Origin of the sequence: Streptomyces sp. Root431 (genome assembly GCF_001426585.1) — a bacterium.
GTDB lineage: Bacteria > Actinomycetota > Actinomycetes > Streptomycetales > Streptomycetaceae > Streptomyces > Streptomyces stackebrandtii.
The window spans coordinates 627,897-650,249 of the sequence record NZ_LMEI01000001.1; the positions used below are offsets into that span (position 1 = coordinate 627,897).

At 71.0% G+C, this 22,353-nt stretch carries 19 protein-coding genes; 15 read left to right on the top strand and 4 right to left on the bottom strand.

The window, feature by feature from the left end:
* The gene (locus ASC82_RS02745; RefSeq protein ID WP_056640849.1) at window positions 1-588 is read right to left on the bottom strand and encodes a TetR/AcrR family transcriptional regulator; all 588 of its coding nucleotides are present in this window, start codon (window positions 586-588) and stop codon (window positions 1-3) included.
* Window positions 589-675: 87 nt separating this feature from the next.
* Here ASC82_RS02745 and ASC82_RS02750 point away from each other — a divergent pair, with 87 nt between their 5' ends.
* The 10 genes from ASC82_RS02750 (at window position 676) to ASC82_RS02795 (ending at window position 13,706) form a co-directional block, all read left to right on the top strand.
* Window positions 676-2,283, top strand: a complete 1,608-nt coding sequence (locus ASC82_RS02750; RefSeq protein ID WP_056640852.1) for a carboxyl transferase domain-containing protein — start codon at window positions 676-678, stop codon at window positions 2,281-2,283.
* A 14-nt stretch (window positions 2,284-2,297) separates the two neighbouring features.
* Window positions 2,298-4,268 (top strand): biotin carboxylase N-terminal domain-containing protein, encoded by a 1,971-nt coding sequence (locus tag ASC82_RS02755; protein WP_056640857.1) that lies wholly within the window; start codon window positions 2,298-2,300, stop codon window positions 4,266-4,268.
* A gap of 14 nt (window positions 4,269-4,282) precedes the next feature.
* A complete protein-coding gene (locus ASC82_RS02760) occupies window positions 4,283-5,200 on the top strand; it encodes a hydroxymethylglutaryl-CoA lyase (RefSeq protein WP_056641504.1) in 918 nt (305 codons plus the stop codon).
* 8 nt (window positions 5,201-5,208) lie between these two features.
* Complete coding sequence (locus ASC82_RS02765; RefSeq protein ID WP_056640860.1) at window positions 5,209-6,369, top strand: acyl-CoA dehydrogenase family protein; 1,161 nt, start codon at window positions 5,209-5,211, stop codon at window positions 6,367-6,369.
* 193 nt (window positions 6,370-6,562) lie between these two features.
* The gene (locus tag ASC82_RS02770) at window positions 6,563-7,618 is read left to right on the top strand and encodes an ABC transporter substrate-binding protein (RefSeq protein ID WP_056640864.1); all 1,056 of its coding nucleotides are present in this window, start codon (window positions 6,563-6,565) and stop codon (window positions 7,616-7,618) included.
* A gap of 3 nt (window positions 7,619-7,621) precedes the next feature.
* Window positions 7,622-8,470, top strand: a complete 849-nt coding sequence (locus ASC82_RS02775) for a siderophore-interacting protein (protein WP_056640867.1) — start codon at window positions 7,622-7,624, stop codon at window positions 8,468-8,470.
* Between the two features lie 212 nt (window positions 8,471-8,682).
* Window positions 8,683-10,122 (top strand): aspartate aminotransferase family protein, encoded by a 1,440-nt coding sequence (locus tag ASC82_RS02780; protein WP_056640873.1) that lies wholly within the window; start codon window positions 8,683-8,685, stop codon window positions 10,120-10,122.
* Window positions 10,109-11,392 carry a lysine N(6)-hydroxylase/L-ornithine N(5)-oxygenase family protein gene (locus ASC82_RS02785; RefSeq protein ID WP_056640878.1) on the top strand — a complete coding sequence of 428 codons (1,284 nt, stop codon included), beginning with the start codon at window positions 10,109-10,111 and terminating at the stop codon, window positions 11,390-11,392. Before ASC82_RS02780 ends, ASC82_RS02785 begins: the two co-directional genes overlap by 14 nt.
* Window positions 11,389-11,919: a GNAT family N-acetyltransferase gene (locus ASC82_RS02790; protein WP_056640881.1), complete on the top strand. Its 531-nt coding sequence runs from the start codon at window positions 11,389-11,391 to the stop codon at window positions 11,917-11,919. Before ASC82_RS02785 ends, ASC82_RS02790 begins: the two co-directional genes overlap by 4 nt.
* The gene (locus tag ASC82_RS02795) at window positions 11,916-13,706 is read left to right on the top strand and encodes an IucA/IucC family siderophore biosynthesis protein (RefSeq protein WP_056640884.1); all 1,791 of its coding nucleotides are present in this window, start codon (window positions 11,916-11,918) and stop codon (window positions 13,704-13,706) included. Before ASC82_RS02790 ends, ASC82_RS02795 begins: the two co-directional genes overlap by 4 nt.
* 96 nt (window positions 13,707-13,802) lie before the next feature.
* On the opposite strand, the gene ASC82_RS02800 is transcribed toward ASC82_RS02795, so the two are convergent.
* Window positions 13,803-15,434 carry a beta-N-acetylhexosaminidase gene (locus tag ASC82_RS02800; RefSeq protein ID WP_107105812.1) on the bottom strand — a complete coding sequence of 544 codons (1,632 nt, stop codon included), beginning with the start codon at window positions 15,432-15,434 and terminating at the stop codon, window positions 13,803-13,805.
* 209 nt (window positions 15,435-15,643) lie between these two features.
* On the opposite strand from ASC82_RS02800, the gene ASC82_RS02805 reads away from it, so the two are divergent.
* Window positions 15,644-15,919, top strand: a complete 276-nt coding sequence (locus ASC82_RS02805) for a hypothetical protein (protein WP_024758123.1) — start codon at window positions 15,644-15,646, stop codon at window positions 15,917-15,919.
* A gap of 59 nt (window positions 15,920-15,978) precedes the next feature.
* On the top strand, window positions 15,979-17,796 hold the full coding sequence (gene glmS, locus ASC82_RS02810; protein ID WP_056640890.1) for a glutamine--fructose-6-phosphate transaminase (isomerizing): 1,818 nt from the start codon (window positions 15,979-15,981) through the stop codon (window positions 17,794-17,796).
* Window positions 17,797-17,916: 120 nt separating this feature from the next.
* Here the strand turns inward: glmS and ASC82_RS02815 are convergent, their stop codons facing one another.
* Together ASC82_RS02815 and ASC82_RS02820 are read right to left on the bottom strand one after the other, a co-directional pair.
* Window positions 17,917-18,483, bottom strand: a complete 567-nt coding sequence (locus ASC82_RS02815; protein ID WP_024758121.1) for a GPR1/FUN34/YaaH family transporter — start codon at window positions 18,481-18,483, stop codon at window positions 17,917-17,919.
* 177 nt (window positions 18,484-18,660) lie between these two features.
* Entirely contained in the window at window positions 18,661-19,182 is a 522-nt protein-coding gene (locus tag ASC82_RS02820; RefSeq protein ID WP_056640892.1) for a universal stress protein, read from the bottom strand.
* A gap of 340 nt (window positions 19,183-19,522) precedes the next feature.
* Between ASC82_RS02820 and ASC82_RS02825 the strand changes: the two genes are divergently transcribed.
* From ASC82_RS02825 to orn, 3 genes are all read left to right on the top strand, one after another.
* Window positions 19,523-19,912, top strand: a complete 390-nt coding sequence (locus ASC82_RS02825) for a hypothetical protein (protein ID WP_056640896.1) — start codon at window positions 19,523-19,525, stop codon at window positions 19,910-19,912.
* A 409-nt stretch (window positions 19,913-20,321) separates the two neighbouring features.
* Complete coding sequence (locus tag ASC82_RS02830; protein WP_056640899.1) at window positions 20,322-21,488, top strand: helix-turn-helix domain-containing protein; 1,167 nt, start codon at window positions 20,322-20,324, stop codon at window positions 21,486-21,488.
* 196 nt (window positions 21,489-21,684) lie between these two features.
* Window positions 21,685-22,287, top strand: coding sequence for an oligoribonuclease (gene orn, locus ASC82_RS02835; RefSeq protein WP_056640901.1), 603 nt, complete (start codon window positions 21,685-21,687; stop codon window positions 22,285-22,287).
* Window positions 22,288-22,353 lie beyond the last annotated feature (66 nt).

Below are 22,353 nucleotides of genomic sequence, written 5' to 3' on the forward strand. Positions count from 1 at the left end.
CTACTCCGCCTTCAGCGCTCCGAACGCCCCGTGCGCCAGCCGCCGCAGCAGCTCCTCCATCGGTTCGCGGCCGAGCGCGGCCAGGTGCGGGGTCGAGTTCAGGAGCCCGAAGACGGCGTGGACGGCGGTCCGCGCCTCGGCCTCGCCGGCGTCCGGATACAGCTCCCGCACCACCGGCACCCACAGCTCCACGTACTGCCTCTGCAGCTGCCGCACCCGCTTGCGGTCCTCGTCCTTGAGCCGGTCGAGTTCCCGGTCGTGCAGCGTGATCAGCGGCCGGTCGTCGAGGGCGAAGTCGATGTGCCCGTCGACGAGGGAGGCGAGGACGGCCTCGGCGTCGCCGGTGGTCTGGCCGACCCGGATGCGCCCGCCGGTGAGGAGCCGCTCGCTGATGCCGACGAGGAGCTCGGCGAGCATCGCGTCCTTGCCGGGGAAGTGGCGGTAGAGCCCGGGGCCGCTGATGCCGACGGCCGCTCCTATCTCGTCCACGCCCACCCCGTGGAAACCGCGCTCGGCGAACAGGCGGGCGGCCTCTTTGAGGATCTGCTCGCGTCGCGTCGGCGTGGTGGTCCTGGCGGTCGTGGTCATGCGATCGATTCTAGACAACCCGGTTAGCGGTCGTTAACCTGGGCGCCGTACGTTAACGCTCATTAACCGAGCAAGGGAGCTCGAGGGATGCAGCAGGCACCTGTGCTGACGAGCGCGGCGGATCCCGCGTCCGCGGCCTGGCAGGCCAACGAGGCGGCGCACCACGAGCTGGCCGCGACCCTGCGCGCCAAGCTCGCCGCCGCCGCGCTGGGGGGCGGTGAGAAGTCCCGCGCCCGGCACACGGCGCGCGGGAAGCTGCTGCCGCGGGACCGGGTGGACACGCTCCTCGACCCGGGCTCGCCGTTCCTGGAGCTGGCCCCGCTCGCGGCGAACGGGATGTACGGCGACCAGGCGCCCGCCGCCGGGGTCATCGCCGGCATCGGCCGGGTCTCGGGCCGCGAGTGCGTGATCGTCGCCAACGACGCCACGGTCAAGGGCGGCACCTACTACCCGATGACGGTGAAGAAGCACCTGCGCGCCCAGGAGGTGGCGCTGGAGAATCGTCTCCCCTGCCTCTACCTGGTCGACTCCGGCGGTGCCTTCCTGCCGATGCAGGACGAGGTCTTCCCCGACCGGGACCACTTCGGCCGGATCTTCTACAACCAGGCCCGGATGTCGGGCGCGGGCATCCCGCAGATCGCGGCGGTCCTCGGTTCGTGCACGGCGGGCGGCGCGTACGTCCCGGCGATGAGCGACGAGGCCGTGATCGTACGGAACCAGGGCACGATCTTCCTGGGCGGTCCGCCGCTGGTGAAGGCGGCGACCGGCGAGGTCGTCACGGCGGAGGAGCTGGGCGGCGGCGAGGTCCACTCGCGGATCTCCGGCGTCACCGACCACCTGGCGGAGGACGACGCGCACGCGCTGCGGATCGTCCGGAACATCGTCGCGACGCTCCCGGAGCGCGGCCCGCTCCCCTGGTCGGTCGAGCAGGCCGAGGAGCCGAAGGTCGACCCCGCCGGGCTGTACGGCGCGGTGCCGGTGGACTCCCGCACCCCGTACGACGTGCGCGAGGTGATCGCCCGGGTCGTGGACGGCTCCCGCTTCCAGGAGTTCAAGTCCGAGTACGGGCAGACGCTGATCACCGGCTTCGCCCGCATCCACGGCCACCCGGTCGGGATCGTCGCCAACAACGGCATCCTGTTCGCCGAGTCGGCCCAGAAGGGCGCGCACTTCATCGAACTGTGCGACCAGCGCGGGATCCCGCTCGTCTTCCTGCAGAACATCACCGGCTTCATGGTCGGCAAGGCGTACGAGCACGGCGGCATCGCCAAGCACGGCGCGAAGATGGTCACGGCCGTGGCCACCACCCGGGTCCCGAAGCTGACGGTCGTCGTCGGCGGTTCGTACGGCGCGGGCAACTACTCGATGTGCGGCCGGGCGTACTCGCCGCGCTTCCTGTGGATGTGGCCCAACGCCAAGATCTCCGTCATGGGCGGCGAGCAGGCCGCGTCCGTCCTCGCGACGGTCAAGCGGGACCAGCTCGGCGACGAGTGGAGCGCGGAGGACGAGGAGGCCTTCAAGGCCCCGATCCGCGAGCAGTACGAGACGCAGGGCAGCGCCTACTACGCGAGCGCCCGGCTGTGGGACGACGGGGTCATCGACCCGCTGGAGACCCGGCAGGTCCTCGGCCTCGCCCTGACCGCCTGTGCCAACGCGCCGCTGGGTGACCCCCAGTTCGGCGTCTTCCGGATGTGAAGGGCCCTCAAGAGATGCACAGCATGTTCGACACGGTGCTCGTGGCCAACCGAGGAGAGATCGCCGTCCGCGTCATCCGCACGCTGCGGGAGATGGGCGTGCGTTCGGTGGCCGTGTACAGCGACGCGGACGCCGACGCCCGGCACGTACGGGAGGCGGACACGGCGGTACGGATCGGTCCGCCGCCGGCCGCCGAGTCGTACCTGTCCGTCCCGGCGCTCCTCGACGCGGCCCGCCGGACCGGCGCCCAGGCCGTGCACCCCGGCTACGGCTTCCTCGCGGAGAACGCCGGCTTCGCGAAGGCGTGCGCGGACGCGGGTCTGGTCTTCATCGGCCCGACCGCCGAGGCGATCTCGCTGATGGGCGACAAGATCCGGGCGAAGGAGACCGTGAAGGCGGCGGGCGTGCCCGTCGTCCCCGGCGCGGCCGACCCCGAACTGGTCGAGGCGGCCCGCGAGCTGGGCGCGCCCGTCCTCCTGAAGCCGTCCGCGGGCGGCGGCGGCAAGGGCATGCGGCTCGTCCGGGACCTGGCGGTCCTGGAGGAGGAGATCGCGGCGGCCCGCCGCGAGGCGCGTGCCTCCTTCGGTGACGACACGCTGCTCGTGGAGCGGTGGATCGACCGGCCGCGGCACATCGAGATCCAGGTCCTGGCGGACACCCACGGGAACGTGATCCACCTGGGCGAGCGCGAGTGCTCGCTCCAGCGCCGCCACCAGAAGATCATCGAGGAGGCGCCCTCGGTGCTCCTCACCCCGGAGATCCGGGCGTCGATGGGCGCGGCGGCGGTCGAGGCGGCGCGTTCCTGCGGCTATGTGGGCGCGGGCACGGTCGAGTTCATCGTCCCGGGCGTCGACCCGTCGGCGTACTACTTCATGGAGATGAACACCCGCCTCCAGGTCGAGCACCCGGTGACGGAGCTGATCACCGGCATCGACCTGGTGGAGTGGCAGCTGCGGGTCGCCTCCGGCGAACCGCTCCCCTTCGCCCAGGAGGACGTGCGTCTCGACGGCTGGGCGATCGAGGCCCGCATCTGCGCGGAGGACCCCTCGCGGGGCTTCCTCCCGTCGGGCGGCACGGTCCTCGCGCTGAACGAGCCGCAGGGGTGGGGGTCCCCCCTGCTCGGAGAGCTTGGGGGAGGCGTCCGTACGGACTCGGGTCTGTCGCAGGGCACGGAGGTCTCGTCGCTCTACGACCCGATGCTGTCGAAGGTCATCGTCCACGCCCCGGACCGCCCCACGGCCCTGCGCCGTCTGCGCGCGGCCCTCGCGGACACGGTCACCCTCGGCGTCCCCACGAACGCGGGCTTCCTGCGCCGCCTGTTGGCGCACGAGGACGTCGTCGCGGGCGACCTGGACACGGGCCTGGTGGAGCGGGACGCGGAGAGCCTGGTCCCGAAGGACGTCCCGGCGGAGGTGTACGCGGCTGCGGCGGCCGTCCGGCTCGCGGAGCTGGCCCCGGCGCCCCGGGAGGGCTGGACGGACCCGTTCTCGGTCCCGAGCGGCTGGCGGCTCGGCGGCCGCCCGGCTCCGCTGCCCTTCCCCGTACGCGTACCGGGACTCGAGCCGGTGACGGTGGAGGCGCCGGGCGGCGCCCGGGTCACGGACGCCTCGGTGACGGTCACCGTGGACGGGATCACCCATCACTTCCACCGCGCCGGCAACTGGCTGGGCCGGGACGGCGATTCCTGGCACGTGCTCGACCACGACCCCGTCGAGGCGGCGCTCAGCGGGGCCAAGCACGGCGGGGCGGACACGCTCGCCGCGCCGATGCCCGGCACCGTCACCGTCGTCAAGGTGGCCGTCGGGGACGAGGTCGAGGCCGGGCAGAGCCTGCTCGTCGTCGAGGCGATGAAGATGGAGCACGTCATCTCCGCCCCGCACGCCGGCACCGTCACGGAGCTCGACGTCACGCCCGGCTCCACCGTCGCCATGGACCAGATCCTGGCCGTGGTGACGCCCCGCGAGGCCCCCGAGGAGGAGGCGTGATCACCGGCCTGCCCATGACCGTCGCCGACCCGGCGCTGCCCGCCCGGGTCCGGATCCACGAGGTCGGCGCCCGCGACGGGCTGCAGAACGAGAAGACGGCCGTCCCGACCGCCGTGAAGGCCGAGTTCATCCGGCGGCTCGCCGCCGCCGGCCTGGACACGGTCGAGGCGACCAGCTTCGTCCATCCGAAGTGGGTGCCCCAGCTGGCGGACGCCGAGGAGCTGTTCCCGCTCGTCCGGGACCTGCCCGTCCGCCTCCCGGTCCTCGTGCCGAACGAGCGCGGACTCGACCGGGCCCTCGCGCTCGGGGCGCGGGAGATCGCGGTCTTCGCCTCCGCCACCGAGTCCTTCGCGAAGGCCAACCTCAACCGGACCGTCGACGAGGCGCTCGCGCTCTTCGCGCCGACGGTCACCCGCGCCATAGAGGCGGGGCTGAAGGTCCGCGGCTATCTGTCGATGTGCTTCGGCGACCCCTGGGAGGGCGCCGTCCCCGTCGAGCAGGTCGCCCGGGTCACGAAGGCCCTCGCCGAGATGGGCTGCGACGAGCTGAGCCTCGGCGACACCATCGGCGTCGCCACCCCGGGCCACGTCCAGGCGCTGCTCACCGCGCTCAACGAGGCCGGGGTCCCCACCTCCCGTATCGCCGTGCACTTCCACGACACCTACGGGCAGGCCCTGTCCAACACCCTGGCCGCGCTGCGGCACGGGGTGACCACGGTCGACGCCTCCGCCGGCGGCCTCGGCGGCTGCCCGTATGCGAAGAGCGCGACCGGCAATCTCGCCACCGAGGATCTCGTGTGGATGCTCGACGGCCTCGGCATCGAGACCGGGGTCGATCTGGCCGCCCTCACCGCCACGAGCGGGTGGATGGCCGAACAGCTGGGCCGGCCCAGCCCTTCCCGTACCGTCCGCGCCCTCTCCCACAAGGAGTGACCACCGCCATGTCCCTCGACCACCGGCTCTCCGAAGAGCACCAGGAACTCCGCCGCACCGTCGAGGCCTTCGCGCACGACGTCGTCGCCCCGAAGATCGGCGACTACTACGAGCGGCACGAGTTCCCGTACGAGATCGTCGCCGAGATGGGCCGCATGGGCCTGTTCGGGCTGCCGTTCCCCGAGGAGTATGGCGGCATGGGCGGTGACTACCTCGCCCTCGGCATCGCCCTGGAGGAGCTCGCCCGCGTCGACTCCTCCGTCGCCATCACCCTGGAGGCGGGCGTCTCCCTCGGCGCCATGCCGGTCTTCCGCTTCGGCACCGAGGAGCAGAAGCGTGAGTGGCTCCCGAAGCTGACCAGCGGCGAGATGCTCGGCGCCTTCGGTCTGACGGAGCCGGGCGCGGGCAGCGACGCCGGCGGCACCCGCACCACGGCCGTCCGCGACGGCGACGAGTGGGTCATCAACGGCTCGAAGTGCTTCATCACCAACTCCGGTACGGACATCACGGGTCTGGTGACGGTCACGGCGGTCACCGGCCGCAAGCCCGACGGCCGCCCGCTGATCTCCTCGATCATCGTCCCGTCCGGCACGCCGGGCTTCACGGTCGCCGCCCCGTACTCCAAGGTCGGCTGGAACGCCTCGGACACCCGCGAGCTCTCCTTCTCCGACGTCCGCGTCCCCGTGGAGAACCTCCTGGGCGAAGAGGGCCGCGGCTACGCGCAGTTCCTGCGGATCCTGGACGAGGGCCGGGTCGCGATCGCGGCGCTGGCGACCGGGCTCGCGCAGGGCTGTGTGGACGAGTCCGTGAAGTACGCGCACGAGCGCCACGCCTTCGGCCGGCCGATCGCCGACAACCAGGCGATCCAGTTCAAGATCGCCGACATGGAGACGAAGGCTCACATGTCCCGGATCGGCTGGCGGGACGCGGCCTCGCGGCTCGTCCTCGGCGAGTCCTTCAAGAAGGAGGCGGCGATCGCGAAGCTGTACTCCTCCACGGTGGCCGTGGACAACGCCCGCGAGGCGACCCAGATCCACGGCGGCTACGGCTTCATGAACGAGTACCCGGTGGCCCGCATGTGGCGCGACTCGAAGATCCTGGAGATCGGCGAGGGCACGAGCGAGGTGCAGCGGATGCTGATCGCGCGGGAGTTGGGCCTCCCGGCCTGATCCCCCGACCCGTCGTCAGAGCCCGTCGCCCCCACCGGGGGCGGCGGGCTCCGTCGTGTGATCCACGCCTCGCGCCCCCACCCCTACTGATCGACATTTGGTTAGGCTAACCTACCTTCGACTTACCCCGGCCGACCCGGCCGACCCATGTCGACCCCGGCCTCCACCGGCACGTACCGAAAGCGACTTCGCCATGCCCAGCACCGCCAGCGCCACCCGTCTCACCCGCCGCGGCCTGCTGGCCGCCGGCGGCGCTCTCGGACTGGGCGCCGCGCTCGCCGCCTGCGGCAGCGACACGAAGAAGGACGGCGGCTCGACGGCCCCCTCCGCCTCGGCGAAGTCCGGCCCCTGGGCGTTCAAGGACGACCGCGGCCTGACCGTGAAGGCGAAGGCCACCCCGAAGCGGATCGTCGCCTTCACCGGCACGGCCGCCGCCCTGCACGACTTCGGCGTCGAGGTCGTCGGCGTCTTCGGCCCGACCTACGTCGAGGACCCGAAGACCAAGGCGCGGAAGCCGGACGTCCAGGCGGGCGACCTCGACATCGACAAGGTCGCGGTCATCGGCAACGTCTGGGGCGAGTTCAAGATCGAGGAGTACCTCAAGCTCAACCCCGAGGTCCTGATCACGGACATGTGGGAGAAGAACGACCTCTGGTACGTCCCGGCGGAGCAGAAGGACAAGATCCTCAAGATCGCCCCGAGCGTCGCCCTGTGGGCCTCGGACCTGTCGATGCCGGCCGTCCTCCAGCGCCACGCCGACCTGGCCGCCTCGCTCGGCGCCGATGTGCAGACCGCGCAGATCAAGGCCGACAAGGCCCGCTTCGAGGCCGCCGCCGAGCGCGTCCGCAAGGCCGCCAAGGGCAAGAAGGACATCAAGGTCCTCATCGGCTCCGGCTCCCCCGACCTCTTCTACGTCTCCACCCCGGTCCGCCCGACCGACACGCTGTTCTTCAAGGAGCTGGGCATCAACCTGGTCGTCCCGACCAAGCTGGACCAGGGCGGCTGGTTCGAGGGTCTCAGCTGGGAGAACGTCGACAAGTACAAGGCCGACGTCATCATGCTCGACAACCGCACCGGCACCCTCCAGCCCGAGCAGCTGAAGGCCAAGCCGACCTGGGCCGCACTGCCCGCCGTCAAGGCCGGCCAGGTCATCCCGCGCGTGACGGAGCCCGTCTACTCCTACGCCAAGTGCGCCCCGCTCCTGGAGGACCTGGCGAAGGCCCTGGAGAACGCGAAGAAGGTGTCCTGACCCATGACGACCGCCGAGACCGCCCCGTTCCAGTTCTTCTCCCTCCAGGTCGACCGGACGCGGCGGCTCGGCCCGTCGCTGGTCCGCGTCACCTTCACCGGTGAGGACCTGAAGAGGTTCGCCGCCGGGGGCCGCGACCAGTCGCTCTCCCTCTTCCTGCCGCACCCCGGCCAGGACGCGCCCGTCCTGCCGCCGCTGGACGACCCCGACATGTACGCGATCCTCGGCGCGTGGCGGGCGATGCCCGACGACGTGCGGGCCGTGATGCGCTCGTACACGGTCCGCGAGCAGCGCACGGATCCGAACGAGATGGACATCGACTTCGCGATCCACGAGGACGGCGGACCGGCCTGCCGCTGGGCCGGGCGCGCCGCGCCGGGCGACCGCGTGGTCGTCCTCGGCCCGGCGGTCGCCGCGAACACGGGCGTCCGCTTCCAGCTCCCCGAGGACGCCGACTCCGTCCTGATCTGGGCGGACGAGACGGCCCTGCCGGCCGCCTCGGCGATCCTGGAGTGGCTGCCGGCGGAGACCCGCGCACAGGTGTTCCTCGAAGTGCCGTACTCCGGCGACCGCATGGACCTCGCGACCGAGGCGGACGCCACGGTCACCTGGCTCGTACGGGAGGAGGGGGCGCCGTCCGCCGTGGACGCGGTGCGCGGGGCCGAGCTGCCCGGCGAGGCTCCGTACGTCTGGATCGCGGGCGAGTCCGGCGCGGTGAAGGCGCTGCGCCGCCACTTCGTGCGCGAGCGCGAACTCGACCGCCGCCGGGTGACGTTCGTCGGCTACTGGCGCAAGGGGCTGTCCGAGGACGCCCTGCGCGAGGTGCCGGACGAGACGCAGGAAGACGCGTAACCGCCTCTCTCGTCACAGGAAGACGTGTAGCCCCCTCTCTCGTCACAGGAAGACGTGTAGCCCCCTCTCTCGCACAGGGAGACGCGCACCCCCTCTCTTCCCCATGGCCCCCAACCCCGCCGGGTTGGGGGTCCATTGCGTGGGAAAATTAGGTTAGGCTAACCTTACTTCTGCACGGCATCCCTCAGCGTTCCTCCCGAAAGGGCCCCCACATGCGCTCCCACCTGCTCAACGACGCCACGGCGGAGAGCTACCGGCGCTCCGTCACCGAAGGAGTCGAGCGGGTGGCGGACAAACTCGCCGCGACGCGCCGCCCGTTCACCGGTGTCACCCCTGCCGAACTGGCCCCCGTCATCGACGCCGTGGACCTCGACCGGCCGCTCGGTGACTCCTCCGCCGCCCTCGACGAGCTGGAGAGCGTCTACCTCCGCGACGCCGTCTACTTCCACCACCCCCGCTACCTGGGCCACCTCAACTGCCCGGTCGTCATCCCCGCCGTCCTCGGCGAGGCCGTCCTCTCGGCCGTCAACTCCTCGCTCGACACCTGGGACCAGAGCGCGGGCGGCACCCTCATCGAGCGGAAGCTGATCGACTGGACGACCGGCCGGATCGGCCTCGGCCCCGCCGCCGACGGCGTGTTCACCAGCGGCGGCACGCAGTCCAACCTCCAGGCCATGCTCCTGGCCCGCGAGGAGGCCAAGACGGCGGACCTCTCCAAGCTCCGCATCTTCTCCTCCGAGTGCAGCCACTTCAGCGTCCAGAAGTCGGCCACCCTCCTCGGCCTCGGCGCCGACGCCGTCATCTCCATCCCGGTCGACCGGAACAAGCGCATGCAGTCCGTCGTCCTCGCCGCCGAGCTGGAGGCCTGCCGCGCCGAGGGCCTCGTCCCGATGGCGATCGTCGCCACCGCCGGCACCACCGACTTCGGCTCCATCGACCCGCTGCCCGAGGTCGCCGCCCTCGCCGAGGAGTACGGCGCCTGGATGCACGTCGACGCGGCCTACGGCTGCGGGCTGCTCGCCTCCCTCACCCGCCGCCACCTCCTGGACGGCATCGAGCGGGCCGACTCGGTCACGGTCGACTACCACAAGTCCTTCTTCCAGCCGGTGAGTTCCTCCGCGCTCCTGGTCCGCGACGGCGCCACCCTGCGCCACGCGACGTACCACGCGGACTACCTCAACCCGCGGCGCACGATCTCCGAGCAAATACCGAACCAGGTGGACAAGTCGCTGCAGACGACCCGCCGGTTCGACGCGCTCAAGCTCTGGATGACGCTGCGCGTGATGGGCGCCGACGGCGTCGGCGAGCTCTTCGACGAGGTCTGCGACCTGGCCCGGGAGGGCTTCGAGCTGCTCGCCGCCGACCCGCGCTACGACGTCGTGGTCGCGCCGCAGCTCTCCACCCTCGTCTACCGCTACGTCCCCGAGGCCGTCACCTCGCCCGCCGAGATCGACCGGGCCAACCTCTACGCCCGCAAGGCCCTCTTCGCCTCCGGTGAGGCCGTCGTCGCCGGCACCAAGGTCGACGGCCGCCAGTACCTGAAGTTCACCCTGCTCAACCCCGAGACGACCGTGGCCGACATCGCCGCCGTCCTCGACCTGATCGCCGGCCACGCCGAGCAGTACCTGGGAGAGACCCTTGTCCACGCCTGAGACGACCGAGACGTACGACTTCATCGGCATCGGGCTCGGCCCGTTCAACCTCGGACTCGCCTGCCTGGCCGAGCCCATCGACCACCTGAACGGTCTCTTCCTGGAGTCCAAGCCGGACTTCGAGTGGCACTCCGGGATGTTCCTCGAAGGCGCCCACCTCCAGACGCCGTTCATGTCGGACCTGGTCACCATGGCCGACCCGACGTCCCCGTACTCCTTCCTCAACTACCTGAAGGAGAAGGGCCGGCTGTACTCGTTCTACATCCGCGAGAACTTCTACCCGCTGCGGACCGAGTACAACGACTACTGCCGCTGGGCCGCCGGAAAGCTGACCTCCGTCCGCTGGTCGACGACCGTCGCCACCGTCACCTTCGACGAGACCGACGAGGTCTACGCCGTCACCACCGAGTCCGGCGAGACCTTCCGCGCCCGCCGGATCGTCCTCGGCACCGGCACCCCGCCGTACGTCCCCGAGACCTGCCAGGACCTCGGCGGCGACCTGGTCCACAACTCGCGCTACCTCCCGAACAAGGAGGAGCTGCAGAAGAAGAAGTCCATCACCCTGGTCGGCAGCGGCCAGAGCGCGGCGGAGATCTACTACGACCTCCTGAGCGAGATCGACGTCCACGGGTACAAGCTGAACTGGGTGACCCGCTCCCCCCGCTTTTTCCCCCTCGAATACACCAAGCTCACCCTGGAGATGACCTCCCCGGAGTACGTGGACTACTTCCACGCGCTCCCCGAGCAGACCCGCTACCGCCTGGAGACCCAGCAGAAGGGCCTCTTCAAGGGCATCGACGGCGAGCTCATCGACGCCATCTTCGACCTGCTCTACCAGAAGAACCTGGACGGCCCCGTCCCCACCCGGCTGCTCACCAACTCCGCGCTGCACGCCGCCGCGTACGACGACACCACCGGCACGTACACGCTCGGCTTCCGCCAGGAGGAGCAGGAGAAGGACTTCACCGTGGAGACGGAGGGCCTGATCCTCGCCACGGGCTACAAGTACACGCCTCCCGCCTTCCTCGCCCCGGTCCACGACCGCATCCGCTGGGACGCCCAGGGCCGCTTCGACGTGGCCCGCAACTACGCGATCGACACGACGGGCCGGGGAATCTTCCTCCAGAACGCCTCGGTCCACACCCACTCGATCACCTCGCCCGACCTGGGCATGGGGGCGTATCGCAACGCGTACATCATCGGGGAGATGCTGGGCTCCGAGTACTACCCCGTAGAGAAGACCATCGCTTTCCAGGAGTTCGCGATATGACCGTCCGCTTCCGCCCGCTCGATCCCCTCAAGGACGCGGAGCTGATCCACGCCTGGGTCACCCACCCCAAGGCCGCCTTCTGGATGATGCAGGACGCGACCCTGGAAGACGTCGAGCGCGAGTACGCGGCCTTCGCCGCCGACCCGCACCACCAGGCCTTCATCGGCCTGGTCGACGAGGTCCCCGCGATCCTCATGGAGCGCTACGACCCGGCCCACCTGGAACTGGTCGGCCTCTACGACCCGCTCCCCGGCGACGTCGGCATGCACTTCCTCGTGGCCCCGACCGACACCCCCGTGCACGGCTTCACCCGCAAGGTGATCACCGCCGTCATGGCGGAGCTGTTCGCCGACCCGGCGACCGCCCGCGTGGTCGTCGAGCCCGACGTGGCCAACAAGGCCGTCCACGCGCTCAACGAGGCCGTCGGCTTCGTGCCGGAGCGCGAGATCCAGAAGCCCGAGAAGAAGGCGCTGCTGAGCTTCTGCACGCGCGAGCAGTTCGAGTCGGCAGTGACGGTGACGGCATGAGCACGAACGACAACCGGGTCGACCCCGTCGCCCACCTCACCCCCGACCGCTGGGCCGACGCCAACCGCGCCCTGATCCGCAAGGGCCTCGCCGAGTTCGCCCACGAGCGGCTGCTGAACCCGCAGGAGCTGGGCGAGAGCCGCTACAAGGTCCTCAGCGACGACGGCGCGACCGAGTACCGCTTCACCGCCGACCGGTTCGCGCTCGACCACTGGCAGGTCTACCCCGACTCGATCAGCCGCCACCGCGGCGACGAGCAGCTCCCGCTGGACACCCTCCAGTTCATCACCGAGCTGCGCGGCTCCCTCGGCCTGAGCGACGAGATCCTCCCGGTCTACCTGGAGGAGATCTCCTCCACCCTCGCCGGCACGGCCTACAAGTCGACGAAGCCCCGGATCACCTCCGCCGAGCTGGCCCGGGCCGGCTTCCAGGCGATCGAGACCGGGATGACCGAGGGCCACCCCTGCTTCGTCGCCAACAACGGCCGGCTCGGCTTCGGCGTCGACGAGTTCCGCGCGTACGCCCCCGAGGCCGCGAGCGACATCCACCTGATCTGGCTGGCCGCGCGCCGCGACCGCACGACGTTCACGGCGGGCGCGGGCATCGACTACGAGACGTTCGTCCGCGAGGAACTGGGCGACGAGACGGTGGACGCCTTCGCCTCGACGCTGGCATCACGCGGCCTCGCCCTCGCCGACTACCTCCTCGTCCCGGTCCACCCCTGGCAGTGGTGGAACAAGCTCTCCGTCACCTTCGCGGCGGAGGTGGCGCAGCAGCGCCTCGTCTACCTGGGCGAGGGCGACGACACGTACCTGGCGCAGCAGTCGATCCGTACGTTCTTCAACACGTCGGACCCGGCGAAGCACTACGTGAAGACGGCCCTCTCGGTGCTCAACATGGGCTTCATGCGGGGTCTTTCGGCCGCGTACATGGAGGCGACCCCGGCGATCAACGACTGGCTGGCGGGTCTGATCGCCGCGGACTCCACCTTCCGGGCGGCGAACTTCTCGATCATCCGCGAGCGGGCGGCGGTCGGCTACCGGCACATGGAGTACGAGGCCGCGACCGACCGCTACTCCCCCTACCGCAAGATGCTGGCCGCGCTGTGGCGCGAGTCCCCGGTCCCGACCCTCGCCGAGGGCGAACGCCTGGCCACCATGGCCTCCCTCCTGCACGTGGACCACGCGGGCGCGTCGTTCGCGGGCGCGCTGATCAAGGAATCGGGCGTCGAACCGACGGTCTGGCTCCGCCAGTACCTGGACGCCTACCTCCTCCCGATCCTCCACAGCTTCTACGCCTACGACCTGGCCTTCATGCCGCACGGCGAGAACGTGATCCTCGTCCTCGACGAGCGGGGCGCGGTCTCCCGCGCGATCTTCAAGGACATCGCCGAGGAGATCTGCGTCATGGACCCGACGGCGGTCCTCCCGCCGGCGGTGGAGCGCGTCCGCGCCGAGGTCCCGGAGGACATGAAGCTCCTCTCGGTCTTCACGGACGTCTTCGACTGCTTCTTCCGCTTCCTGGCGGCGACGCTCGCGGCGGAGGGCGTCCTGAACGAGGACGACTTCTGGCGCACGGTCGCGGAGTGCACGCGCGCCTACCAGGTGTCGAAGCCGGAACTGGCCGACAGGTTCGCCCAGTACGACATGTTCGCCGAGACCTTCGCGCTCTCCGCCCTCAACCGCCTCCAGCTCCGCAACAACAAGCAGATGGTCGACCTGTCCGACCCGTCGGCGGCCCTCCAGCTGATCGGCGACCTGGTCAACCCGATAGCCCGCTTCGCCTGACCACCCCCGAACCGATGTGAGCCCCGCCGGAGTACGGTCCTCCGGCGGGGCTCACATCCGTTCCCGACCGCCCGCCGCGCGACGCGGGCGTGCCGGCTACTCCCCCGGCCAGGGGACCTGCGGCGAGCGGTAGTAGTCGATGCCGAGCGCGTCGAAACGGAAGGACTGTTCCGCGAGGCGGAGCTTGTACGTGTCCCAGTCGTGGGTGTCCGCCGGGGACCAGCCCAGTTCCGCGAGGCCCGGGAGGCGGGGGAAGGTCATGACGTCGAGGTCGGCCGTCGTGGCGAGGGTCTCCGTCCAGAGCGGGGCCTCGATGCCGAGGACGGCTTCCTCGGGTGCGCCCGGGAGGTAGGTCGCCGGGTTCCAGTCGTACGAGCGCTGGACCTCGACCGTGCCGGCCCAGGCGAGGCCGAGCTTGGTGTCCTTCGTGTACTTCATGTCGAGGTAGGAGCGGTCGGCGGGCGAGAGGACGAGGCCGGCGCCGTTCCGTGCGGCGGCGGCGACGCGCTCCTTCTCGGCGGCGGGGGTGCGGTCGTGGCCCCAGTACTGGACGAGGGCGCCCTCGGCGGGCTTCGTGCCGGTGAGCTGGTGCCAGCCGGCGACCGTCTTGCCGTACTTGGCGACGAGCGGCTGCACCTTGTCCATGAAGGTCACGTAGTCGTCGTGGCTGGTGGAGTGGGCCTCGTCGCCGCCGATGTGGACGTAGCGGCCGGGGGTGAGCGCGGCGATCTCGCGGATCACGTCGTCGACGAAGTCGTACGTGACGTCCTTGGGCACGCAGAGCGAGCTGAGGCCGACCTTGACGCCGGTGTAGAGGGGCGGGGCGACGCCGTCGCAGTTGAGCTCGGCGTACGAGGAGAGGGCCGCGAAGGTGTGGCCCGGCACGTCGATCTCGGGGATGACCTCCTGGTAGCGGGAGGCGGCGTACCGCACGATCTCCTTGTACTCCTCCTTCGTGTAGAAGCCGCCGGGGCCGCCGCCGACCTCGGTGGAGCCGCCGTGGGTGGTGAGGCGGGGCCAGGAGTCGACGGCGATGCGCCAGCCCTGGTCGTCGGAGAGGTGCAGATGCAGGGTGTTGATCTTGTAGAGGGCGAGCTGGTCGATGAACCGCTTCACCTCGTCGACGGTGAAGAAGTGGCGGGCGACGTCGAGCATGGCGCCCCGGTAGGCGTACCGCGGGGTGTCGGTGATCGTGCCGCCCGCGATCTTCCAGGGGCCCTCCTGGACGGAGCGGCGCTCGACGGCGGAGGGCAGCTGCTGGCGGAGGGTCTGGACGCCGCGGAAGAGGCCGGCGGGCGCGCGGGCGGTGAGGGTGACGCCGTCGGGTCCGGAGCGGAGGCGGTAGCCCTCGTCGCCGAGTCCGGTGTCGTCGGGGTCGAGCCGGAGGCGGATGCCGCCGCGGGCCGCGTCCTCGTCGACGATGTGCAGCGGGAAGCCGGTGGCGGGGCGGAGCAGCCCGGCGAGGTAGCGGCCGACGGCCCGGGACTCGCGGGAGCTCTCGTCGATGCCGATGCGGGTGGCGCGGGTGAGGGTGTACGGCTCGCCCTCGGGGGTGACGGATGCGGGTACGGGCACGATGCGGCCGAGCGGGCGGACCTCGGGCTCGGCGGCGGCCGCCTTGCCGTCGGCGCTGCCGCTGTCGGCGGTGGCCTCGCCGCAGCCCACCCCGGCGGTGGCGACCAGGAGGAGTGATCCGATGAGGCGAGGGATCCTTCGGCGCTGACTCACGGGCATGGTCCCCTTCGGGTGGTCGACACGTCCGACCTTCTGTTGGTCTTCAGTTCTGTATATCCAGTCGGCAACCATGCGTACCGTCGCCCGCACTCCGGGTCAAGGTCTGGACCAATGTCCTCGTTTTCGACCCCGAACACGACGCGCCTGCCCGATTTCGGGCAGGATTCTTGCGAAGGGCCCGGGGTACCCCTCAGTATTCACGGGTGCTGGAACGCCGCCCGTCGCATGACGACCTCGTCGACCATCTGGTCCGCAGCACCGCGCTCCAGCGCGGTGAGGCCGCCCGGGTGGTGCTCGACGTGCTGGCGTACTTCGACGAGACGACCGAGGAGTTCGTCCGCCGCCGCCACCGCGAACTGCAGTCCGGCGGGGCCGTGAACGCCGAGATCTTCGAACGGATCGCGGCGGAGCTGCCGCACCGGGCCGTGGCGCCGCCGGAGCTCTCGCTCCGCCAGCTGCGCCGCATCGTCTACGGCTGAGTCCCGGACGGACACGGCGAGCACGAGCACCATCACCAACCTGGAGGGGTTTCACCTTTATGTGCGGAATTGTCGGTTACATCGGAAAGCGCGACGTCGCCCCCCTGCTCCTTGAGGGCCTGGCGCGTCTGGAGTACCGCGGATACGACTCCGCCGGCATGGTCATCACCAGCCCGAAGGCCTCCGGCCTGAAGATGGTCAAGGCCAAGGGCCGGGTCCGTGACCTCGAAGCCCGCGTCCCCAAGCGCTTCTCCGGCACCACCGGCATCGCCCACACCCGCTGGGCCACCCACGGCGCCCCCAGCGACGTGAACTCGCACCCGCACCTGGACCCCGAGAACAAGGTCGCGGTCGTCCACAACGGCATCGTCGACAACGCCCAGGAGCTGCGCGCGAAGCTCGAGGCGGACGGCGTCGTCTTCGCCTCCGAGACCGACACCGAGGTCATCACCCACCTCATCGCCCGCTCCCAGGCCTCCACCCTGGAGGAGAAGGTCCGCGAGGCGCTCAAGGTCATCGAGGGCACCTACGGCATCGCCGTGATGCACGCCGACTTCAACGACCGCATCGTGGTCGCCCGCAACGGCTCCCCGGTCATCCTCGGCATCGGCGAGAAGGAGATGCTCGTCGCCTCCGACGTCGCCGCCCTGATCGCCCACACCCGCCAGGTCGTCACCCTCGACGACGGCGAGATGGCCACCCTGAAGGCCGACGACTTCCGTACGTACACGACCTCGGGCACCACCACCACGGCCACCCCCGAGACCGTGGAGTGGGAGGCCGCCTCCTACGACATGGGCGGTCACGACACGTACATGCACAAGGAGATCTCCGAGCAGCCCGACGCGGTCGACCGCGTCCTGCGCGGCCGGATCGACGACCGCTTCTCCACCGTGCACCTCGGCGGCCTGAACCTCGACGCCCGCGAGGCCCGCACCATCCGCCGCATCAAGATCCTCGGCTGCGGCACCTCGTACCACGCCGGCCTCATCGGCGCCGGGCTCATCGAGTCCCTGGCCCGCATCCCCGCCGACGCCGAGCCGGCCTCGGAGTTCCGCTACCGCAACCCGGTCGTGGACCCCGACACCCTCTACATCGCCGTCTCCCAGTCCGGTGAGACGTACGACGTGCTGGCCGCCGTCCAGGAGCTCAAGCGCAAGGGCGCCCGCGTCCTCGGCGTCGTGAACGTCGTCGGCTCCGCTATCGCCCGCGAGGCCGACGGCGGCGTGTACGTCCACGCCGGCCCCGAGGTCTGCGTCGTCTCCACCAAGTGCTTCACCAACACGGTCACCGCCTTCGCACTGCTCGCCCTGCACCTGGGCCGCATCCGCGACCTCTCCGTCACCGACGGCAAGCGGATCATCGAGGGCCTGCGCAAGCTGCCCGCGCAGATCAGCGAGATCCTCGAGACCGAGGACGAGATCAAGAAGATCGCCGCGGAGTACGCGGGCGCCCAGTCGATGATGTTCATCGGCCGTGTGCGCGGCTACCCCGTCGCCCTGGAGGCCTCCCTCAAGCTGAAGGAGATCTCCTACATCCACGCCGAGGCCTACCCGGCCTCCGAGCTGAAGCACGGCCCGCTCGCCCTCATCGAGCCGGCCCTGCCGACGGTCGCGATCGTCCCCGACGACGACCTGCTGGAGAAGAACCGCGCCGCCCTGGAGGAGATCAAGGCCCGCAGCGGCCGCATCCTCGCGGTCGCGCACCAGCCGCAGGCGAAGGCCGACCACACCATCGTCGTGCCGAAGAACGAGGACGAGCTGGACCCGATCCTCATGGGCATCCCGCTCCAGCTCCTCGCCTACCACACGGCGCTCGCCATGGGCCGCGACATCGACAAGCCGCGCAACCTGGCCAAGTCCGTCACGGTCGAGTAGCAGCCGGTCGGGGCCTGTCCCCCCGACCCGCGCCGCCGGGCCTGTCCCCCGGCGTCGACCGGACACGAGAACGTCCTTGCCGCACACCCAGGTGCGGCAAGGACGTTTTCTTTTCCCCTGTTACCCCGCGGCCGGGGCGCTCGTGCCCGCCGAGCGCCGGAGGGCCATCGGCCAGCCCGCGACCGCCGCCGTGGCGCCGTACCAGGCGACGAGGCCCGCGACGGCCGCGACCCAGCCGCCCGCCTTCGCCAGCCCGCCGTTGTCGGCCAGCGCACCGATGCCGATCAGCAGCAGCGCGACGAACAGCAGCCCGTACACGCCCTGCCCGAACAGACCGCTGCCCGAGGCGGCCATCGTCAGCGTGAGCGCGAGGAGCGCCCACAGGAGCATGAAGAGCCCCACGGCGTCCGCCGAGGCCCCGCCGCCGACGGCGGTCCCCCAGGTGAACCAGAAGGCGCCGAGCGCCGCGTACGCCGTGCCCTCGCCGGTGCTGCCGCCGCGCAGGGCGAGCAGTCCGACCAGGAAGAGCGTCACCCCGCCGACCCAGGTGGCGAGGCCCGCGGCATCGGCTGCCGCGACGTTGTCGATGAGACCCGTCCCGCCCAGCCCGAAGGCGAGCAGAGTCAGTCCGAGTGCGAGGTTGCCGAGAGTGGAGGTGCTGTTTCCCGCGGCGACTTCGTTGTCCACGGCGGGCTCCCTTCAGGAGTGCAGTCGTGCTGCGTGAGCTGCTGTGATCCGGTGACCCTTATCTACCCTTCACAAGCGCACAATTCACCTGAGGAAGGCTGAATTTATGGCCGGTGAACGCCAGTTGAGGATCGGAGCGGGGATCGGGCAGCGGGAGCGAGCCGCCGTGAAGGAGCCCTACGGGATGACGATCACGGGCCGCTGGGCGCGGCGCGCGAGGCGGCCGGCGACCGAGCCGAAGATCCGCCCGACGATCCCGTGCGTGGAGCCGACCACGATCGCGTCGGCCGAGTACTCACGGCCGACCTCCTCCAGCTCGTGGCAGATGTCACCGCCGCGCTCGACGAGGATCCACGGCACCTCGGAGAGGTGCTCGGCGCAGGCCAGCTCGAGACCGAGGACCTCGGTGCGGTGGTCCGGCACGTCGACGAAGACCGGCGGCTCGCAGCCGGCCCACACCGTGGTGGGCAGCCGGTTGGCCACGTGCACGATGATCAGGCCGGAGCCGGAGCGGCGGGCCATGCCGATGGCGTACGCGAGGGCTCGCTCACTGGACATGGAGCCGTCGAAACCGACGACCACCCCGTGCCGGAAGGCCGGGTCGCAGGAATGACGTGGCTGTTCTACCGCGAGGGGGTCGACCGTGGAGTCGGCGACGCGCTTGCGGTCCGCGGGTTCGGGGAATTCGTGACCGGCCATCGGTGTCTCGGCGAAGAGAGTCCTCGTGGGAAGGGACGGGAAAGGGGACGGAACAACGGGTGGCGGCGGAGCTGTGTCCGGGAATCATCTTCCCAAGCCCATACCCCCAAGGGTACGGCGACACTCCTCTCCTGCCCAGAGCCCGCCGTGTCACTCCCCGGCGTACGCCCCGCTCGCGCGCGGCGTTCCAGGGAGCATGCCCGAGGGGTTCGCGATCTGGCAATGCCGGTTGTGCCCTACAGGCGTCCGTACGGGGGCCAAACGGACGTCGCGCACAGTGACCGGAACGTTCCGCTCCTCGTTCCCACAGGTCCAGCCCGCCGTCGCAAGGAGACCGCCCGTGCCCGCACCATCGACCGACGCCGGCCAGAGCGCCACCGGACCCGCCCCCGCCCCCGCGCTCGGCTCGCCCCGCGGCCGCCGCCGCGCGCCCGCCGCCGCCGCGCGTCCGTCCCGGGCCCCCTCCGCGACCGCCCCGGCGGGCGCGGACCGGGAGCGGGAGACCGGCCCCGGGGCAGGAACCGCGGACCCGGCCGGCGACGTCGTCCGATGGGCGGTCTTCTGCTGCGTGCTCGTGCCCGTGGTGCTCGTCGTCTACGGCACCTCGCTCGGCGGGGCCGCCGGAACCGCGCTGGGACTCGTCTCGGTGACGGCGGCGTGCCGGCTGCTTCTGCGCCGCTCGGAGCGCGGACTACGGGCCGAAACGGTACGAACCAGGCGCGGGAACTGAGCCGGGGACGCCTCCGACCCCCTTCGAGTTGACAGGTTCGCACACCCGAACCCATATGTTTTCAGCCAACTTCCATTCACCGGCGAGTCCTTGGCGGAACGGTTGGCCAACCCCGGCGCCGACGGCCCCCGAAGCCCTGGAACAAGGCCCCGCACCCTAGGCCCACCGGGCGTTCACGGCGCCGCCCCTTCCCCTCGGGGCCGCCAGGTGGAACGCTTCGCGATCGATCGCTTCGCGCCAAGTGGCCTTGTCGACAATCCACCGGATGGAGAACTTGTCACGCCGGCGCCATGGGACACAGTAGATTCGATCATGGGTACCGAAGACTGGGGTCTCGTGCAAAACCGAGGGGAAACGTGCAGGAGCGACACGACCAGGGAGACGCGAACACCGAGGGGGGCTTAGCGTCATGAGCCAGGACTCCACCGCACCGGAGGTCGCACGGAAGCTGTCCGGGCGCCGCCGTCGCGAAGTCGTCGCGGTGCTGCTGTTCAGCGGCGGCCCCATCTTCGAGAGCTCCATCCCGCTCTCCGTTTTCGGCATCGACCGGCAGGACGCCGGCGTGCCCCGCTACCGGCTGCTCGTCTGCGCCGGCGAGGACGGACCGCTGCGGACCACCGGCGGACTCGAACTCACCGCGCCGTACGGCCTGGAGGCCATCGGCCGCGCCGGGACCGTCGTCGTGCCGGCCTGGCGGTCGATCACCTCGCCGCCACCGCCGGAGGCGCTCGAAGCGCTGCGCCGCGCCCACGAAGAGGGCGCGCGGATCGTCGGCCTCTGCACGGGGGCCTTCGTCCTCGCCGCGGCGGGCCTGCTCGACGGCCGGCCGGCGACCACGCACTGGATGTACGCGCCGACGCTCGCCAAGCGCTACCCGTCGGTCCACGTGGACCCGCGGGAGCTCTTCGTCGACGACGGCGACGTCCTCACCTCCGCCGGCACCGCGGCCGGAATCGATCTGTGTCTGCACATCGTGCGGACCGACCACGGCACCGAGGCCGCGGGCGCGCTTGCGCGCCGGCTGGTCGTCCCGCCGCGGCGCAGCGGCGGCCAGGAGCGCTACCTCGACAGGTCTTTACCAGAGGAGATCGGCGCCGACCCGCTGGCCGAGGTCGTCGCCTGGGCACTGGAGCACCTCCACGAGCAGTTCGACGTGGAGACCCTGGCCGCGCGCGCGTACATGTCACGGCGGACCTTCGACCGCCGGTTCCGCTCGCTGACGGGCTCCGCCCCCCTCCAGTGGCTGATCACGCAGCGGGTGCTCCAGGCACAGCGGCTGCTCGAGACCTCCGACTACTCGGTCGACGAGGTCGCGGGCAGGTGCGGCTTCCGCTCGCCGGTGGCACTGCGCGGCCACTTCCGGCGGCAGCTCGGCTCCTCGCCGGCGGCCTACCGGGCCGCGTACCGGGCCAGGCGGCCGCAGGGCGACGGCGGCACGGTCGTGCTGGACTCTGCCGTGCCCGCCCAGGTGGGCGCCGGCCTCCGGCGCCCGGGCTCGCTGGAGCCGGGGAAGCCGCACGCGGACGCCTACGCCCCCGGCCGCCCCTCCCTGCCGGGCCAGCGCAGCGCGCCGTAGCGCCGTAACAGAGACCCGCGCGGCCACAAGCGGCGCATCGCAGGACCGACGGGCGCCCGGGGACACCTCCCCCGGGCGCCCGTCGGCCGTTCCCAGCGGGTCGTCGGCCGTTCCCGGGGGCTCGTCGGCCGTTCCCCCGTCACGCCGGGCGCCGCGAGCCCGGCGTGATCGGCGCGACACCCCCTAAGGTGGACGCATGAACGATCGCATGGTGTGGATCGACTGCGAGATGACCGGGCTCTCGCTGACGGACGACGCACTCATCGAGGTGGCCGCACTGGTCACCGACTCGGAACTGAACGTGCTCGGCGACGGGGTGGACATCGTGATCCGCCCGCCGGACGCGGCCCTGGAGACCATGCCCGAGATCGTGCGCCAGATGCACACGGCCTCGGGACTGCTCGACGAGCTCGCCGGCGGCACCACGCTCGCCGACGCGGAGGCCCAGGTCCTCGCGTACATCCGCGAGCACGTCAAGGAAGCCGGCAAGGCGCCGCTGTGCGGGAACTCGGTCTCCACGGACCGCGGCTTCCTCGCTCGGGACATGCCTGCCCTGGAGAGCCACCTGCACTACCGGATCGTCGATGTCTCCTCGGTCAAGGAGCTGGCCCGCCGCTGGTACCCGAGGGCGTACTTCAACAGTCCGGAGAAGAACGGCAACCACCGGGCGCTGGCCGACATCCGCGATTCCATCGCGGAGCTGCGCTACTACCGGGAGGCGGTCTTCGTCCCGCAGCCCGGACCGGACTCGGAGACCGCGAAGCGGATCGCCTCGCGCCACGTCGTGCCCGCGGAGTAGACCCCGTACAGACCCCGTCCGAACGGGGTCGCTCGCGTCCGGAATCAATGCGGGCGCGAGCACCCC